The organism is Microbacterium thalli (assembly GCF_028737325.1).
Taxonomy (GTDB): Bacteria; Actinomycetota; Actinomycetes; order Actinomycetales; family Microbacteriaceae; genus Microbacterium; species Microbacterium thalli.
The window spans coordinates 186212-203214 of sequence record NZ_JAQZCH010000001.1 but is presented as its reverse complement, the minus strand read 5'-3'; the positions used below and the strand labels follow the sequence as shown (position 1 = coordinate 203214).

Annotated in this window: 15 protein-coding genes and 1 pseudogene; 11 read left to right on the top strand and 5 right to left on the bottom strand. The window is 67.0% G+C overall.

Annotated elements, in window-relative coordinates; translation table 11 throughout:
* Positions 1-12 precede the first annotated feature (12 nt).
* The 11 genes from PUW82_RS01080 to PUW82_RS01030 all read left to right on the top strand — a co-directional run bounded on the left by PUW82_RS01080 (position 13) and on the right by PUW82_RS01030 (position 11332).
* Positions 13-330 (top strand): DUF6804 family protein, encoded by a 318-nt coding sequence (locus tag PUW82_RS01080; RefSeq protein WP_114587711.1) that lies wholly within the window; start codon positions 13-15, stop codon positions 328-330.
* Positions 327-923 carry a TlpA family protein disulfide reductase gene (locus PUW82_RS01075; RefSeq protein WP_114587699.1) on the top strand — a complete coding sequence of 199 codons (597 nt, stop codon included), beginning with the start codon at positions 327-329 and terminating at the stop codon, positions 921-923. The genes PUW82_RS01080 and PUW82_RS01075 overlap by 4 nt, the downstream gene beginning before the upstream one ends.
* Entirely contained in the window at positions 920-1693 is a 774-nt protein-coding gene (locus tag PUW82_RS01070; RefSeq protein WP_114587698.1) for a cytochrome c biogenesis CcdA family protein, read from the top strand. Before PUW82_RS01075 ends, PUW82_RS01070 begins: the two co-directional genes overlap by 4 nt.
* Positions 1674-3353, top strand: coding sequence for a cytochrome c biogenesis protein ResB (resB, locus tag PUW82_RS01065; protein ID WP_114587697.1), 1680 nt, complete (start codon positions 1674-1676; stop codon positions 3351-3353). Before PUW82_RS01070 ends, resB begins: the two co-directional genes overlap by 20 nt.
* The gene (locus tag PUW82_RS01060; RefSeq protein WP_274220502.1) at positions 3350-4288 is read left to right on the top strand and encodes a cytochrome c oxidase assembly protein; all 939 of its coding nucleotides are present in this window, start codon (positions 3350-3352) and stop codon (positions 4286-4288) included. The genes resB and PUW82_RS01060 overlap by 4 nt, the downstream gene beginning before the upstream one ends.
* Positions 4289-4342: 54 nt before the next feature.
* On the top strand, positions 4343-5950 hold the full coding sequence (gene lnt / locus PUW82_RS01055; protein WP_269268796.1) for an apolipoprotein N-acyltransferase: 1608 nt from the start codon (positions 4343-4345) through the stop codon (positions 5948-5950).
* Positions 5951-6126: 176 nt separating this feature from the next.
* On the top strand, positions 6127-7128 hold the full coding sequence (gene ccsB, locus PUW82_RS01050) for a c-type cytochrome biogenesis protein CcsB (RefSeq protein ID WP_274220501.1): 1002 nt from the start codon (positions 6127-6129) through the stop codon (positions 7126-7128).
* 85 nt (positions 7129-7213) lie between these two features.
* On the top strand, positions 7214-9139 hold the full coding sequence (locus PUW82_RS01045) for a bifunctional copper resistance protein CopD/cytochrome c oxidase assembly protein (RefSeq protein WP_274221724.1): 1926 nt from the start codon (positions 7214-7216) through the stop codon (positions 9137-9139).
* Positions 9140-9311: 172 nt separating this feature from the next.
* A complete protein-coding gene (locus PUW82_RS01040) occupies positions 9312-9698 on the top strand; it encodes an ArsR/SmtB family transcription factor (protein WP_210006400.1) in 387 nt (128 codons plus the stop codon).
* Positions 9698-10636 (top strand): cation diffusion facilitator family transporter, encoded by a 939-nt coding sequence (locus PUW82_RS01035; protein WP_114587694.1) that lies wholly within the window; start codon positions 9698-9700, stop codon positions 10634-10636. The genes PUW82_RS01040 and PUW82_RS01035 overlap by 1 nt, the downstream gene beginning before the upstream one ends.
* A gap of 105 nt (positions 10637-10741) precedes the next feature.
* Positions 10742-11332 carry a vitamin K epoxide reductase family protein gene (locus tag PUW82_RS01030; RefSeq protein ID WP_114587693.1) on the top strand — a complete coding sequence of 197 codons (591 nt, stop codon included), beginning with the start codon at positions 10742-10744 and terminating at the stop codon, positions 11330-11332.
* Positions 11333-11514: 182 nt separating this feature from the next.
* On the opposite strand, the pseudogene PUW82_RS01025 reads toward PUW82_RS01030, so the two are convergent.
* From PUW82_RS01025 to PUW82_RS01005, 5 genes and pseudogenes are all read right to left on the bottom strand, one after another.
* Positions 11515-13396: pseudogene (locus PUW82_RS01025) on the bottom strand (heavy metal translocating P-type ATPase).
* Between the two features lie 206 nt (positions 13397-13602).
* Positions 13603-13938, bottom strand: coding sequence for a Cd(II)/Pb(II)-sensing metalloregulatory transcriptional regulator CmtR (gene cmtR, locus PUW82_RS01020; protein WP_269268778.1), 336 nt, complete (start codon positions 13936-13938; stop codon positions 13603-13605).
* Positions 13939-14092: 154 nt separating this feature from the next.
* Positions 14093-15202 (bottom strand): AI-2E family transporter, encoded by a 1110-nt coding sequence (locus PUW82_RS01015; RefSeq protein WP_274220500.1) that lies wholly within the window; start codon positions 15200-15202, stop codon positions 14093-14095.
* A gap of 70 nt (positions 15203-15272) precedes the next feature.
* Positions 15273-15614 (bottom strand): hypothetical protein, encoded by a 342-nt coding sequence (locus PUW82_RS01010; RefSeq protein WP_274220499.1) that lies wholly within the window; start codon positions 15612-15614, stop codon positions 15273-15275.
* An 8-nt stretch (positions 15615-15622) separates the two neighbouring features.
* Positions 15623-16972, bottom strand: a complete 1350-nt coding sequence (locus PUW82_RS01005) for a flavin monoamine oxidase family protein (RefSeq protein ID WP_274220498.1) — start codon at positions 16970-16972, stop codon at positions 15623-15625.
* Positions 16973-17003: the final 31 nt, after the last annotated feature.

The window sequence follows — 17003 nt, the reverse complement described above, 5'->3', positions numbered from 1 at the left end:
GACAACAAGCGGATGCCGTCCCTGTACCAGCGCAACGCTCTCGCACCAAGCCTGCTCGCAGCAGCGGTGCTATTCCTCGCACCGCTGCTGCAGGGCGGTGACTGGTACCTGGTGCCGCTGTTCGTGGCAGCGATCCTCGCCGTCATTGTCGGCTGGTTCGCGATCCAGGCGCGGCAGTGGTGGTGGGCGCCGGTATTCGCGTCGATCGCGGTGCTGTGGAACCCGGTATTCCCGTTCCCGTTCAACGGGCCGGTCTGGACCGCCGCGCAACCGGTCGCCGCGATCGTGTTCCTGGTCGCCGGGGCGATGATCAAGGTCAAACGCGCATGAGACGCCCCACGCCGTTCATCGCTGCGCTGCTGCTGACAGCCATCGCGCTCACCGGCTGCACCAGCAACGACACCCTGGCCGAGCAGTACCGGGACGGGAACGAGAAGGGCTACATCGCCGGCGACTTCCAGGTCGTCGAGATCCCGACCGCCGACCGGGGTGAGCCGGTGGTGTTCGAGGGCGTCACCGAGACCGGGGAGACGGTGTCCAGCGACGACTACCGGGGCGGGGTGCTGGTGGTGAACTTCTGGTACGCCGCGTGCGGACCATGCATCGTCGAGGCGCCCCTGCTCGAGGAAGTGTGGCAGGAGTACCAGGATCAGGGCGTCGCGTTCCTGGGCGTGAACACCTACGACCAGCCCGCCACCGCCCTGTCGTTCGCGCGGGACAACAACGTCACCTACCCGAGTGTGATCGACGTCAACGACGGGCGCGTCAAGCTTGCGTTCGCGCAGGTCACCCCCATCCAAGCCACCCCCACCACCCTCGTGCTCGACCGGGACGGGCGGGTTGCGGCACGGGTCATCGGGCAGCTGGCCAGCGCGTCCATCCTGTCCACTCTCGTTGACGACGCCCTGGCGGAGTCCTCATGAACCCCGGTTCGGTGGTCGTGGACGGCGCGCTATGGGTGGCGCTCCCTCTCGCCGTGCTCGCCGGGCTGGTCTCGTTCGTCTCCCCGTGCGTGCTACCGCTGGTTCCCGGCTACCTTGGCTACCTTGGCGGCGCCGCCAGCGCCCACAGCCCCACATCGACGTCGGCCGCTGGAGCGAGCACCACGGCGGGGGAGCGGAGGCGGCTGCTGGTGGGGGTGGCGTTGTTCATCGGCGGGTTCACGGTGGTGTTCGTCACCGTCACGATCCTCGGCGGCACGTTCGGGTTTCTGCTGCTGCAGTACGCGAACATCCTCACTCGCATCTTCGGGATCGTGATCATCCTGCTCGGGTTGGTGTTCATCGGGTTCTTCGGTATCTCCCAGCGCACCCTCCGCCCCCGCATCCGGGGTCGCGCCGGCCTGATCGGCGCGCCCCTGCTCGGGTTCGCGCTCGGCGTCGGCTGGACCCCCTGCATCGGCCCCACGCTTGCGGCGATCCTGTCGATGTCGTGGAACCTCGGCGACCCCGCCCGCGCCGGGCTGCTCGGCCTGGCGTACTCGCTCGGATTAGGCATCCCGTTCCTGCTGCTCGCCCTCGGCTGGGGGTGGGCGTCCCGCACGGTCGGGTTTCTCCGCCGCCACATCCGCGCCCTGAACATCATCGGCGGCAGCCTGCTCGTCCTCCTCGGACTCCTCATGGTGACCGGGTTATGGACGGCGCTGATGTCCGCCCTGCAACAGGTGGTGATCAATGTCCCCCTCCCGCTCTGACACCACCAGGGAGAACCCGATCGACCCGCTTCGTCCCGGAGACCACGCGGACTCCGACGGCCCCAAGATCATCCAGCCCGCGCTCGGTCTGGCGGGGTGGCTGCGGTGGGCGTGGCGGCAACTGACCAGCATGCGCACCGCCATCGTCCTGCTGCTGTTCCTCGCGATCGCCGCCGTCCCTGGCTCGCTGTTCCCGCAGCGCAGCGCCGACCCCAACGGTGTAATCCAGTGGGAACGCGACAACCCTGACGTCTTCGCCCTCGCGGACGCGGTCGGCCTGTTCGACGTGTACCTGTCGCCGTGGTTCTCCGCGATCTACCTCCTGCTGTTCACCTCCCTCATCGGCTGCGTCATCCCCCGCGCCCGCCACCACTACAAGGCGCTCCGCTCCCAGCCCCCGCGTACCCCCGCCCGCCTGTCCCGCCTCTCCGACTACCAGGAGGCGACCCTTCCCGCTGGCCAGGCTTCCGACCCTGTCGAACAGGCGATCGGGGTGGCTCAGCGGCAGCTGCGCCGGGCCGGCTACCGGGTGCAGCGGTACGACGGCCGCGGCTGGGTGTCGGTGTCGGCCGAACGCGGCTACCTCCGCGAGACCGGCAACCTGCTCTTCCACGTCGCCCTGGTCGGTGTGCTCGTCTCCGTCGCGGTCGGCGGGTCGTTCGCATACACCGGGCAGCGGGTCGTGGTGGAGGGCACCACGTTCGTCAACGCGCTCAGCGACTACTCCTCATTCAACCCCGGCCGATTCATCGACGGCACGGGCCTTGCTCCCTACTCGCTCACGCTCGATGACTTCCAGGTCTCCTACCGACTGCCCGGCACCCCCGGCGCGGGGCAGGCCGGCGACTTCGCCGCCGATGTCACGATCCGCCAGCCCGGACAAGACGACCAGGCGCAGAGCGTGGTGGTGAATTATCCGATCACCGTCCAAGGCGACCGCATCTATCTGCTCGGCAACGGGTATGCCCCCACCCTCACCGTCCGTGACGCGGCGGGGGAGGTGGTGTTCAGCGAGTCGCAACCGTTTCTGCCGCAGGACTCCAACATGACCTCGCTGGGGATCATCAAGATCCCGGACGGGCTGCCCGAGCAGCTCGGCCTGGTCGGGTTCTTCTACCCCACCCAAGGGGTGCTGCCCTCCGGGGCGTTCACCTCGATCTACCCCGACGTCATTAACCCAGTGATCACCTTCAACGTGTTCAGCGGGGACCTCGGCATCGACGACGGCACACCCCGGTCGGTGTACACGCTCGATGTCAACGGACTCACCCAGCACACCGGCGGCGACACCGGCCTCGACTCCCTGGAACTGACCCTCGGCGACACGGTGGACCTGCCGAATGGATGGGGAACGGTCACGTGGGAGATCGCAGGCGACACCGATCCGGTGAAGCGGTTCGCGTCGCTGCAGATCCAGCGCGACCCCAGCAGCGGCTGGGTGCTCGCGTTCTCGATCCTCGCCACCCTCGGGCTGTTCGCCGGCCTTTTCGTGCCGCGCCGCCGGCTCTGGGTGAAGGCCCGGCTCAGCACGGAGGGTGTGCAGGTCGAGTACGCCGGACTTGCCCGCGGTGAGGATCCTGCCCTCTCCCGAGCCGTCACCGACTTCGCCGCGCAGCACGCGACCGCCTACGCGGTCGAGACCGCGGAGGGGGAGCGGTGAACGAGTGGATTCCTGACACTCCGCCGACCCTGCTCGGGTTCCTGACACCCGTGCCGCTGCCGTTCCCGGTCCTACCCACTCTCGCCGCGCTCCTGGCCGCCGGGTACCTGATCGGCGCGATCCGGCTGTGGACGCGGGGGCGTCGCTGGCCCGTGTGGCGCACCGTCAGTTTCCTGCTGGGGTGCCTCCTCCTGGCGGCGGTCACCGGGCTCGGAGTCGAAGCGTACGGGTATGCGCTGCTGTCGGTGTTCATGTTCCAGCAACTCTCCCTGATGATGGCGATCCCGCCGCTGCTCGTACTCGGTTCCCCCGGCACCCTGCTGCTGCGCGCCGCTCCGCACCACGGCGCCGGCCGGTTCGTCCTCCGCGCAGCCCACGCCGGCCTGCGCAGCCGGGCCGCGCGGTGGGCACTGAGCCCCTGGGTAGCGCTGCCGCTGTATCTGCTTGCGTTCTACGGGCTCTACCTCGCCGACTTCGCCGACCGCATCCTCGTCACCCCCCAAGGGCACATCACCCTCGAGATCGCGTTCCTGGTAGCGGGGATCCTGTTCACCATCCCGGTGCTCTCCGCCGACCCGCTGCCGGTCCGGCTCAGCCACGGCGGCCGCGCTCTCGACGTGTTCGCCGAAGCCGCGCTACACGCGTTCTTCGGCGTGTTCCTGATGATGGCCACCAGCCTGCTCGTGGACCACTTCGCCGCGCCTACGCTGGCGCTGGGGATTGACCCGATCGAAGACCAGCGGGTCGCGGGCGGGCTCGCCTGGTCCTACGGCGAGGCCCCCACCCTACTGATGCTGATGTTCGTCATGCACCGGTGGTTCCGCGACGACACTGCCCGAGACGCCGCCGCCGCCCGGTACGCCGACACCCACGGCGACCCCGAGTTGGACGCCTACAACACCTACCTCGCCACCCTCCGCCAGAAAGACACCTGACGGATGTCCCCCACCACGCCCCTCCTCACTGTCGCCGCCCCGGCACGTCCGTCGATGGACAACCCCAACTCGAGGCCGCTGCTGCCGTTGTGGGCGGCGACGCCGGTCGCCGCGGCCGCCGGGCTTGCGTTGGATCTCGCGTCGCCGCCGCTGGGGTGGTGGCCGCTCGCTTTCGTCAGCGTCGTCCTCGCCCTTGCCACCCTGATGGGCCGCAGCATCGGCGGCGCGCTGCTGGTGGGCACGATGTTCGGAGTCGTGTTCTACTTCACCCACCTGGTCTGGGTGGGCGAGTTCCTTGGCCCGGTGCCATGGATTGCGCTGGCAGGCCTGGAAGCGGTGCTGTTCGGACTCGGGGCTATCCCGATCACCCTCGCCTACCGGTGGACCGCGCGGTTCCGCGCCCGAGGGCCAGGGCAGCTGGTCGGGATTCCGCTGCTGGTCGCCGGGCTCTGGGCGACTCGCGAGGTCGGGATGGGGGCATGGCCGTACTCGGGATTCCCTTGGGCGCGGCTGGGCATGACCCAAGTCGAGGGGCCCCTGCCGCAACTTGCGTCATGGACTGGTGTCACCGGGCTATCCTTCTTCCTCGCGGCCGTTTGTGCCGCGCTCCTGCAGTGGCTCCGCGCAGGCGGCATTCGCTTTCCGCGCGGTGCCTTCTCGACCGCGGCTGGTGTGCTGCTCCTCGTCGCGGTTCCGCAGTTCCCCACTACGGATGCCGGCACGTTCACCGTCGGATGGGTGCAGGGTAACGGCCCCGCCGGCTACTTCGACGACCGCCTCCCCGGCGACATGCTCGCCGCGCAGACCACCACCACCGAGCCGCTGATGGGGCAGCCGATGGACCTCATTGTGTGGCCCGAGGGCTCCGTCGACTCCGATCCCCTCACAGCTTCCGCCACCGCCGCGGTGCTGGACCGGCTGGTGCGAGACGCGGGTGCGCCGCTGCTCGTGAACGCCGCCACCACACGAGGCGCGGACGTGTTCAACACCTCGCTGCTGTGGTCCGCGGATCCCGCGGACCGGCAATGGCACGACAAGGTCAACCCGGTCCCGTTCGGCGAGTACGTGCCCGACCGGTGGTTCTACGAGCTCCTTGCCCCCGACCTTGTCGGCCTCATCCAACGCGAATACACCCCCGGCACTAACCCGCCCTTGATGAAGGTCGGGAACGTCGGGGTGGGGCTGGCGATCTGCTTCGACGTGATCTACGACACCGTGATTTGGGACAGCGCCCGCGCCGGCGCGCAGCTGTATGTGTTCCAGACCAACAACGCCGACTTCCGCGGCACCGACGAGAACATTCAGCAGCTCGCCTTCGCGCGGATGCGGGCTATCGAGACCGGCCGCACCGTGGTCAATGTCTCCACAGTCGGCACCAGTCAGGTCATCGCACCAGACGGCGCCACCATCGACAGCATCGGCGTGGACATCGCCGCCAACCGGGTCACCACCGTTCCGCTGCGCAGCGGGCTCACCCCGGCCGTCGTGGTGGGCCCGTGGGTCACCGGGACGCTCCCTGTCTCGGTAATTGTCGCTCTGGGCGCGCTTGGCCTCCTACACCGGGGCCGTCTGCGTGGCACGGCGGACCACAGCGACCGGCGGCCGAAGCAGCGACGCGGCCCACAGGCCGCCCGAGCGATCGGAGATCGGGATGCGACATAGACCGGGGCGGCCTGATCGGCAGCCAAGCAACACCGGCAATGCGCTCGGCTGCAATCAGCCCTTCGAGGTGTACATCGACGGCACCGCCGTGGACTTGCTGGTCTAGTTGCAAGTGAACGCAGGCTGACCCTCCACACGACCGGACCGCCCCTGATGATGAAGAGGAAACCCCCGCCATGACCGGACCCGACCCGCTCTCCCTCGACGGTATCTCGCTGCTGCTGGTGTGGACGGCGATCGCCACCTACCTGCTCGCGTTCATCGCATACACCATCGACCTCGCCCAACGCTCCGTCCCCGCCAGAGCGCCTGCGCTGGTCGGCGTGGCCGCGCACTCCGAGGTGGGGGAACCTGTGCCCGTCCCGCCGGGGGATATCCGGGTTCCGCCGTCCCAGCGGTCACGCCTGCTGTGGGCGCGGATTGGGACGGTGCTGACGGTTCTCGCGTTCCTGTTCCACCTGGCCGGCACCATCCTGCGGGGAGTTTCCGCACAACGCGTGCCGTGGGCGAACATGTACGAGTTCGCGTTGACCGGCACGGTCCTGATCGTCGCCGTTTATCTCGTCGTCCTGCGCCGCTATGACCTCCGCTTCTTGGGCGCATTCCTGATCGGCATGGTGGTGCTGCTGCTGGGCGGGGCGACGATCACGTTCTACGTCGAGGTCGTCCCGTTGATGGATCCGCTCAAGAGTGTCTGGCTGGTCATCCACGTGTTCGTCGCGTCGCTGGCCACCGCGCTGTTCGCGATTGCCTGCGGCCTCGCCGTCACCCAGTTGCTGCAGGCCCGCCGGGAGCGCCGCACCACTGTGGCGTCCCGAGAGGACGCACGTGCGGCCGGCCCCCGGTTCCTGGCGACTCTGCCCACTGCGGAGGTACTTGAGTCCCTCGCGTATCGGTTCGTGATCGTCGGATTCGTGTTCTGGACCTTCACGCTGATCGCCGGCGCGATCTGGGCAAACGATTCCTGGGGACGCTATTGGGGGTTCGACACCAAGGAGGTGTGGACCTTTGTGATCTGGGTGCTCTACGCCGGGTATATCCACGCTCGCGCGACCCGGGGCTGGCGCGGCACCCGTTCGGCCTGGCTGTCCATAATCGGGTTCGTCACGGTGCTGTTCAACTTCACCATCGTCAACATGTTCTTCAAGGGACTCCACGCCTACTCCGGCCTGAGCTGACCCCCGTCCACCCCGCAAGAGCCGAAAGCCCGCCGTGACCCCGACAGCCACCCGTACCACCGACCAGGACGTGATCGTCCTCGGGTTGAGTCCGCGCGCCCTCCGCGCTGCGGGCCCCACGGTCCTGGCCGTGACCGCGCTGGTCGCACTAATTGCGGGGTTGGCGTTCGGCGGGGGCGCGGCAGGGCTTCAGCTGGGCGACGCTGGCCCCGTCGTGCGGTGGGGCCTGCCGGTCGCGAAACTAATTGTGAACCTCGCCGCGGCAGGCATGGTCGGTGTGCTCGTGACGGCCCTGTTCACTCTGCGGGCCGGGGAGCGGGAGATCGACGTCGCCCTAGACACTGCCTCGATCGCTGCCGCCGTGTTCACCGTGGCCTCCGGAGCGACGGGGTTCCTCACCTTCGTCAATGTGTTCAACCCCGCGCTGGACGCCGGACCGGTGTTCGGCGCGCAGATCGGCCGGTTCCTCGTTGAGACCGAGGTGGGCCGCACCTGGCTCATCACTACGGTCGCCGGCGCCTCGCTGACCGTGTTGACGTTCGCGGTGCGGTCCTGGCCGGGCACCCTCCTCGTAACCGTTTTCGCGGTCGCCGCTCTGGTGCCGATGGGCACGCAGGGGCACTCCGGCGACGATGCGTTCCACCATGAGGCAATGACAGCGCTCATCCTGCACGTCATCGGCGCCGCGGTGTGGCTCGGAGGGTTGCTGCTGCTCGTCATGGTTCGTCCTGTGCTCACACGGGTCCGCCTCGCCGATGTCGTGGCCCGCTATTCGAGCATCGCGCTGGCCGCGTTCGTGCTCGTGGCTGTGTCCGGCACCGTGCGCGCCGCGATCGGCCTGCGGGAGTGGACCGCGATGATGTCGCCCTACGGTGTGATCCTCGCCGTGAAAGTGATTGCGCTGGTCGCACTCGGTTTCTTCGGGGTCTGGTATCGCGCCCGCCTGGTCGGAACGATGCGTGACTCTGACCGTGGCAGCCGGTCCTTCTGGACGCTCATCGTGTTCGAGGTGGCGGTGATGGGCATGGCCAGCGGCGCCGCGGCTGCGCTCGCACGCACGCCCCCACCAAACCCCACACCGCTTCCGGTAAATCCGTCCCCAGCGGAACGACTCACTGGCGCCCCGCTGCCCTCCGAGCTCACCGTCGACCGGTGGTTCACCGCGTGGAACATCGACCTGCTCTGGGCGGTCATCGCCGGCTTCGCCGTGTTCTTCTACCTCGCCGGGGTGCGGCGGCTGCGCCGCCGTGGCGATGCGTGGCCGCCATATCGCACGATCATGTGGGTCGCTGGAATGGGCCTGCTGGTGTGGGTCACTGGCGGCGTCGTCAACGTCTACCAGGACTACCTGTTCAGCATGCACATGGTCGGGCACATGCTGCTCACGATGGCGATCCCGGTGCTGTTGGTCGCCGGGGCCCCAGTCACCCTCGCGGCCCGCGCGATTCGCAAGCGCGACGACGGCACACGCGGTGGCCGCGAATGGATCCTCTGGGCTGCGCACTCCCCAGTCGCCCGGATCCTCACCAACCCGTTCGTCGCCGCGGGGCTGTTCATCGGGTCGTTGTGGGTGTTCTACTACACCGACCTGTTCCGCTGGTCGCTCTACGACCACCTCGGGCATCAGTGGATGATCGCGCACTTCCTTATCACCGGGTATCTCTTCGTGCTGTCACTGGTAGGCGTGGACCCGGTGCCGTACCGACTGCCGTATGCAGGCCGGCTGCTGCTGCTGATCGGCATCATGGCAATGCACGCGTTCTTCGGCATCGCGATCATGGTGCAGTCGGGACTCATCGTCGCTGAGTGGTTCGGTGCGATGGGCCGCACCTGGGGCGCGAGCCCGCTCGAGGACCAGTACACCGGCGGGGGGATCGCCTGGTCGATCGGAGAGATCCCTACCCTCATCCTCGCGATCACGGTCGCGATCCAGTGGAGCCGTAGCGACGACCGCGAGACGAAGCGCCGCGACCGCCACGCGGACCGCATGGGGGAGACGGAACTGCAGTAGTACAACGCGCATTTGCAACAGCTCGCCGAGCGCGACGCTCGCACGCGCAGGTGACCGCGGCCGCAGGACTGTGCTTTTTCCAGACGGCGGGAACGTCCCGTGGCGAAACGATAACCCTTCCCGGTTCCGTGATTCAGAGGCAGGTGACCCCTATAGGCGATATCATCGCCGCATGACGATGAATATGGACGAGGTGATATTGGACGAAGGTGCTACCAGCGTGTATGCGCATTTGTTCGATGCGCTGGGGGACCCCACTCGGCTCGCCGTGCTGCAGCACCTTGCTTCCGGTGAGCATCGGGTGCGTGACTTGGTTGAGCACGTCGGCCTGGCACAGTCCACCGTGAGCAAGCATCTGGGCTTCCTGCTCGAGTGTCGCCTGATCACCGTCCGCCCAGAGGGGCGGTCATCCTGGTACGCCCTGACGGAGCCGAATGCGACGGCCGCGCTGATCAACGCGGCTCAGACCCTGCTGAGCGCCACAGGGACCCACGCCGAACTGCACGCACACCTGCGTCAACCGCACCACCTACACAGCGAGAGAACGGAGCTCCGGTAATGGGCGCTGGACACACTCACGGCCCCGCCCCGGAAGCCGGCCAGCCCGGCGATCACCGCAGGAAGCTGTGGATCGCTTTCGGTATCACCGCGGTCATTGTCGCGGCCCAGGCAGTCGGATCCGTGGTCACCGGCAGCCTCGCGCTTCTCACCGACACTGCGCATGCGATCACTGACGCATCCGGGCTATTGGTCGCCCTCATCGCCGCGACCCTCATGCTGCGTCCGGCCAACGCCAAACGCACCTGGGGCTTTCGGCGCATTGAGGTCATCGCCGCGCTCGGACAAGCAGCCCTGCTGCTGGTCGTCGGAACCTATACGGCCGTCGAAGGCGTTCGACGTCTGTTTGAACCACCGGAGGTCCCTGCCGCCGAGCTGCTAATTTTCGGCATCATCGGTCTCACGGCAAACATCATCGCGATCGTCCTGCTCTCTTCAAGCCGCGGCGTGAACTTCAACATGCGAGCCGCGTTCCTTGAAGTTCTTAACGACGCTCTCGGATCGCTTGGCGTCATCGTGGCGGCGATCGTTATCGCTACCACCGGTTTTCTTCAAGCTGATGCGATCGCCGGGCTGCTGATTGCGGCACTCATCGTTCCCCGGGCATTCAAACTTCTCCGGGAAACCACGAGTGTGCTGATGGAGTTCACCCCTCCCGGCCTAGACCTGGACGACGTCCGCGCGCACATTCTTGAACTCGATCACGTCAAGGACATCCATGACTTGCACGCTTCGACCGTCGCGACGGGGCTTCCCACCATCAGCGCGCACGTGGTAGTCGAAGACCAATGCTTCACTGACGGTCATGCCGCAAACGTACTGCTCGACGTGAAGAAGTGCGTCGCCGAGCACTTCGAAGTGTCCGTGCTGCATTCCACCTTCCAGATCGAAACGGATCACATCCAGGAAGAAGAACAAGCCTCTGTCACTCATGCGTGACGGCGCTAAAGCGGCAACATCACCCGACCTCAACTACCTCAACGCGATGATCAGAGGTAGCAGTACAGCCGCGTTTCAGCGGCGCTCGTTCACGGGGAGCTTCGAATGACCACACAACCTGTACGCGAGCCGTTGTTCGCTGGATTTCTGGCGAGCGTCGGCGTCATCGGCCTTACCGCTTCACTCGCGCTCTCCATAGAGAAGCTCGAGAAGCTGCAGAACCCGAACGCGAGCGTGGGCTGCGACCTGTCCGTTCTGGTGCAGTGTTCTGCAAACCTAGATAGCGCGCAAGGTGCTGTTCTTGGCTTCCCCAATCCCTTCCTGGGGTTGATCGGATTCTCACTCGTGCTTTGTGCTGGTGTAACCCTCTGGGCCGCACCCAACCTCGCCCGCTGGTACTGGGCCGTGTTCAATATCGGTGTCGCAGGCGCCTTCGCATTCGTGCTCTGGCTGATCGGCCAGAGCATCTATGTGCTTGGCACTCTCTGCCCGTGGTGCATGGTCGTTTGGGTCATCACCATTCCGCTATTTGTTTTCACCACGGGTAGGAACGCCCGGACCGGCATCTTCGGTGCTCGAACGGCACGGCTCGGACAGCGACTCTGGCCATGGTTAACACTGATCACCATCGTGGCGTATATGACTATCGCTGCCGTCGCGCAGGTCCGTCTGGACGTTCTAGCTACTCTTCTTTGAGCCGGGGCTTTGGTCCACTCGGCTTTGTCGACAGCCGGCACATGTCCTCGGAACGACCTTGCTGGGCCGGGACCGCGGCGCAGGTGTCTTCACGGCTCAGTGGTTGTGGTGCTCGTGCTCATTGTCGTGTTCGTCCTCATGGAGGCTCCAGATCGGTGACGTGGTTGTCGCCGAGGGGGGGGTCAGACGCGGGCGGGTTCGGGCGTTGCGGCGCGGGCGCGCAGAGCGGCAGGGCGTTGCGGGGCACGCACGCCGTTGAGAATCACAAACACCTCTGCGATCTCGTGCACGAGGACCACGCCGGCCAGCCCGAGCGCACCGAAGAGCGCGAGTGGGAAGAGGACGACGATGATCGCGAGGGCGAGCACGATGTTCGCGGTCATGATTCGGCGGCCGCGACGGGCGTGGGCGAGGGCGCCGGGGATCAAGCGGAGATCGTTCCCGGTGAAGGCGACGTCGGCGGACTCGATCGCAGCAGCCGACCCTTTCAGTCCCATGGCGATCCCGACAGTGGCGGTGGCAAGGGCTGGGGCGTCGTTGATGCCGTCACCGACCACGGCCGTCGGGCGCGCGGTTGCGAGTTGTTCGATGACGGCGGCCTTGTCTGCGGGGAGCTGCTCTGCGCGGACGTCGGCGATGCCCGCCTGTGCGGCGATCGCGCGAGCGGTGCGTTCGTTGTCCCCGGTGAGCATCGTGATCCCGATACCGGCATCCTGCAGCAGTCGCACGGTCTCTGCGGATTCCGGGCGCAGTTCGTCACGGATGCCGATGAGTCCGGCAATCTTGCCGCCCGCTTCAACGACGACCACTGTCATGCCGTCTTCGCCCATCTCATCAGCGGCCGAGCTGAGTGCACCGGGGGCGAGCCACCGCGCGTTCCCGACGCGGACCAGGGTGCCGTCGACGCGGCCGGTGATTCCGTGGCCGGCGTCTTCGACCACGTCCGCGGCCGCAGCTGCACCGGGTGCGGCCGCGGTGATCGCGGCGGCAAGCGGGTGGCTGCTTGTCGCTTCGACTGCTCCCGCCCAGGTCAGCAGCTCGGCCCGTGAAATGCCGGCTGCGGGGCGCACGTCGACGACGGCCGGCTCGTTGCGGGTGAGGGTTCCGGTCTTGTCCAGCGCGACCGCACGGATGGTGCCGAGCTGCTCAAACGCCTCCCCGGACTTGATCACGACGCCGAACTTGGACGCGGAGCCGATAGCGCTGATCACCGTGACCGGCACGGCGATCGCGAGAGCGCAGGGAGATGCGGCGACCAGGACGACGAGTGCACGCTCGATCCAGGTCGCCGGATCTCCCACGATGAACCCGAACACGGCAACGAGGGCCGCGGCGATCAGCACTACGGGGAGCAGGGGGGCGGGCGATCCGGTCGGCGAGCCGTGCGCGGTCGCCCTTGCGGGCGTGGGCTTGCTCGACGAGGGACACGATCTGGGTGAGCGAGTTGTCGCGCCCATCCGCGGTCGCCTCGATCCGCAGCGTTGATGCACCATTCACCGAGCCTGCCGCGACCGCAGTGCCGGGGCACACGTCGACGGGGATGGACTCTCCCGTGATCGCGGAGGTGTCCAGGCTCGATCGGCCTTCGACGACAACACCATCGGTCGCGACACGCTCACCCGCCCCGACGACGAGGATGTCGAGTTCACGGACGTCCGCGGCCGGGATCGTCGTGTCGCCAGCGAGACGCGAGACACGCACGGTCTCGGGAATCAGGGACAGCAGCGCACGCAAACCCTCTTTCGCCTGATCCATCGCCCGGTCCTCGAGAGCTTCCGCCAGCGAGAACAGGAACGCCAAAGTCGCAGCCTCACCAACGTGGCCGAGGAGTACCGCACCGATCGCGGCGATGGTCATCAGCAGCCCGACACCAAGCCGTCCCCGGATCAGCCGGCGGATCGCACCGGGGACGAACGTATAGGCTCCGGCCAGCAGAGCAGCCCATTGCAGCACGAGGGCGGGGAGCTCGATACCCGCCCACTCGAGCGCGTAGCCAGCGATCAGGAATAGTCCGGAGAGTACGGAGGGGAGCAGGGCGACATCGCGCCACCACGGCGGACGCACCTCGTGCTCATCGTCACCCCTGCTGCCCTTCGAAGGCAGGGCCGGACCGCAGCACGCGTCGCCTTCCTCGTGAGCCTGGGTCGGGACGGTGTTGTGTACCGGCTCGGGAGCACAGCACGCGCCTCCCGCAGCACGGGGACGTGTCAGCTCGATGCGCTGAATGGTGCGGGTCTTGCGGGGCTCGTCCGGGCCACAGCACTCTTCACTCATGCGCAGCACTCACACTTCTCATCGGTGCACGGAACGCCCTTATCGACCGCGACGACCGCTTCCAGCATGTGCCGCAGGCCCACGGTGAGATGCGGGTCTGCGATCTCGTATCGCGTACGACGCCCTTCCGGCGTCGCAACAACCAAACCGCACCCCCGCAGACACGTCAGATGGTTGGAGACATTCGAACGCGTCAGATCGAGGTCACGCGAGAGTTCCGCTGGGTAGCCGGGCGCGTCCAAGAGCGCCAAAAGGATCCGCGAGCGAGAAGGATCCGCCATCGCGCGACCCAGACGGTTCATCACATCGAGACGAGAAGCAACAGTCAGCACCAGATGAATATACAGCGAACGCTGACCAGTAACATAGATCTACCAGTCTGCCGAAAACGATTGTTTTCGGCACGGCCGAGGCGCGAGCTTGTACCGATCAGCGGCTTAGCCACGTCCGCCTCCGCGGTGCCGCCCGCTCAGGAGCTGGAGGCGGCTAGGGGGTACGCCATCTGCCGCTGGCGATGAAGGAGATGGCGGAGTTCAGCACGGCGACGACGGGTACGGCGAAGAATGCTCCCGGGATGCCGGCGAGCATGGAACCTCCGGCGACGGCGAGGATGACGGCGAGAGGGTGGACCTTCACGGCGCTGCCCATGATGAGGGGCTGCAGGACATGACCTTCGAACTGCTGGACCAGGAGGACGACTGCGAGCATGACGATGGCGATGATCCAGCCGTTGTAGATCAGGGCGACGGCTACAGCGAAGGCGCCGGTGACGACGGCTCCGACGACGGGGACGAACGAGCCGAGGAATACGAGAACACCGATGGGGATGGCGAAGGGAACGCCCAGGAGTGCGGCGCCACCGGCGATCCCGACAGCATCGATGACGGCTACGAGGATCTGCACTTTGACGAAGGACTGCAAGGTGCCCCAGCCGGAACGTCCTGCACCGTCGAGCGCGGGGCGGGCGCGCTTGGGGAACAGCCGGACGACCCACGCCCAGATGCGGTTCCCGTCGATGAGGATGAAGAGGGTGGTGAACAGGGCGAGCAGAACGCCTACCAGGATGTGCCCGATGGTGCTGCCGGCGGAGAGAACGCTGGGGAGGATGCTGCCGGCGTTGGCCTGGAGCGCCTGCCACACCTGATCGACCATTCCGGAGAGTTGGTCGCCGCCGACGTGGAAGGAGGTTTCGAGCCAGCTGCTGAACGAGTCCAGCGCGCCGAGGGCTCGGTCACGGATGCCCCCGAATCCGGCCGTGACCTGAGTGATGACGAGGTAGAGCAAGAGTCCTACCGCGGCGATCACACCCAGCTCGGCTGTCGTGATCGCCGCCCACCGAGGGAAGCGGAGCCTGCGCATCAGGACGTCGCGGAATGGCACCAAAAGCGCCGACAGCACGATCGCGACCAGCACGGGGATCACGATTTCCCGCAGCTCGACGAGCGCGAGGACTAGCAGCGCGAGCGCGACGATGATGATGACCACCCGCCACGCCCATGCCGCAGCTAACTGCACCCCGTAGGGAAGGGACTCTCCCACGCTCGCCGGTTGCTGCGGCGGCTTCGGCTCGGTCACAGTCTTGAACTTGGATCGCATGACTACTCCTACCGGCCGCGCGTGCGGCATTACCGACCATATGGCCGGTGGCTATGCGTGTTCTGTGTGGTCAGCTCCAGGAGTGGACGAGGAAGCCGACAAGTGGGGAGAGCGCCGCTATTCCGCTGGCGACAAAGGCGAGGGTCCGTCCGGGGCCGTCGACGATGGGGCGGTAGGCGAGGATCAGCGTGGTCGCAGTCAGAGTCATTCCGCCGACGCAGGCCCAGGTTTCCGCGGGTGAACCGTCGGGTTGATCGTCGGTGATGAAGAACCCTGCCGCGAGGAGGTAGTACAGCACTGTGGCTGCGACGGCGAGAACTGCCGCCAGGCCGGCGTGGATCCAGGGCGCCACTTGGCGGGCGGGTCGTCCGGGATCGGTGTAGTGGGACGTCGTGCGCGTGGGGGCGGTCATCATGTGCGTCATCGGCTGGTGAGGAGGTCGTGGACGTCGGATGCGGCACGGTGGCCGGACAGGATGGCGCCGTTCATGGTCCCGCAGTACTGGTCAGCCGTTTCCGTGCCGGCCCAGTGCACTCGTCCCACGGGTTCGCGAAGGTACGGCCCGAACGCGGTCCACGCTTTCGGGGCGACGGCCGGGGTCGGACCGCCCGGCGCGAAGGTGTCGTTTCCCCACGCGAAGTCTTCGTATGCGGTGATGCGCAGGGCTTGATCACCGTAGAGGCGTGCGAGGTGGCGGATGACGCGGCGGGAGCGTTCGTCGCGGTCGTACGCATCGAACTCACGTGGGTCGCAGAAGACCATGAGGATGCCGGGCCCGTCGGGGCTTGGGCTGACGTCGAAGGTGAGGAGCACGGTGTTGTCGTCGGAGACGGCCTCGCCCGATAGGCCGTCGCTTCGCCAGAACGGGCGGTCGTAGGCGACGAACGCTTTACTGAGTGCGCCCGGCTGCCATGCGCGTGAAAGCCCGTAGTGCTGCTCGGGGAGAGCGGGGGTGAACTGGATCGCGGCGCGGTGGGAGGGTGCGGCGGCAACGATGACGTAGCGCGCGTGAATAGTCTCGCTGCTCGTTTCCACGGTCACATGGTCGTCCGTCGCGGTGACGTTCCTTACGGGAGCGTTCAGGACCACGCGAGAACCGAGGGTGTCAGCCAGTCGCGTAGTGAGCGAGTGCACCGTTCCGACGACGCGGTCTTGCGGGTTTCCCTCCACGGACAGGACACGCCAGATGCCGCCGTAGGTCTTGATGTACCGCAGCGCGTGCAGGAGGGAGAGTTCCCCGGCGGGTGCGCCGAGGCGGATCAGGCTGATCATGCCGATGAAGGTGCGGGTCGATTTGAGGGCTCGTTTGGATGCGAGCCACTCCCCCAGAGACACCGCGTCGTATTCGGCGGCGCGCGGGTGAGCCCAGATCTCGGTGACCGGGAGCGGATCGACCATCTTCTGCAGTGCGTTTGCGATGCGCACGATATCGAGCACGGCCCATGGGGCGAGCGCCCGAACGCCCGCGACACGGCGGCGTCCACCCAGTGAGATGACGCTGTTGCCGTGCGGGGTTTGCGGGATGGTGTGTCCGTCGAATCGGGTAAGGAGATCGCGGACGGCGGTGTGGTCGGCGGCGACCCAGGTCGCGCCGGCGTCAACGTCGACGCCGGCGATATTGATGGTGTGGATTCGTCCCCCGACCCGGTCTCGGCCCTCGAAGACCACGACGTCGTGTCCTTCTTGGGTGAGCTGGTCGGCGGCGGAGAGGCCGGCAAGTCCCGCGCCAATAATGGCGACGTCGACCGTGCGGGTGGGGGTGGTGGTCATGGCTGCTCCGTTCGTGTGCGGCTGGGAGGCC

Bases quoted from the DNA above. Each gene is read 5' to 3' on its own strand.
- PUW82_RS01080 (WP_114587711.1), top strand. From the start codon at position 13: ATGCCGTCCCTGTACCAGCGCAACGCTCTCGCACCAAGCCTGCTCGCA.
- PUW82_RS01075 (WP_114587699.1), top strand. From the start codon at position 327: ATGAGACGCCCCACGCCGTTCATCGCTGCGCTGCTGCTGACAGCCATC.
- PUW82_RS01070 (WP_114587698.1), top strand. From the start codon at position 920: ATGAACCCCGGTTCGGTGGTCGTGGACGGCGCGCTATGGGTGGCGCTC.
- resB (WP_114587697.1), top strand. From the start codon at position 1,674: ATGTCCCCCTCCCGCTCTGACACCACCAGGGAGAACCCGATCGACCCG.
- lnt (WP_269268796.1), top strand. From the start codon at position 4,343: ATGGACAACCCCAACTCGAGGCCGCTGCTGCCGTTGTGGGCGGCGACG.
- ccsB (WP_274220501.1), top strand. From the start codon at position 6,127: ATGACCGGACCCGACCCGCTCTCCCTCGACGGTATCTCGCTGCTGCTG.
- PUW82_RS01040 (WP_210006400.1), top strand. From the start codon at position 9,312: ATGACGATGAATATGGACGAGGTGATATTGGACGAAGGTGCTACCAGC.
- PUW82_RS01035 (WP_114587694.1), top strand. From the start codon at position 9,698: ATGGGCGCTGGACACACTCACGGCCCCGCCCCGGAAGCCGGCCAGCCC.
- PUW82_RS01030 (WP_114587693.1), top strand. From the start codon at position 10,742: ATGACCACACAACCTGTACGCGAGCCGTTGTTCGCTGGATTTCTGGCG.
- PUW82_RS01015 (WP_274220500.1), bottom strand. From the start codon at position 15,202: ATGCGATCCAAGTTCAAGACTGTGACCGAGCCGAAGCCGCCGCAGCAA.
- PUW82_RS01010 (WP_274220499.1), bottom strand. From the start codon at position 15,614: ATGACCGCCCCCACGCGCACGACGTCCCACTACACCGATCCCGGACGA.
- PUW82_RS01005 (WP_274220498.1), bottom strand. From the start codon at position 16,972: ATGACCACCACCCCCACCCGCACGGTCGACGTCGCCATTATTGGCGCG.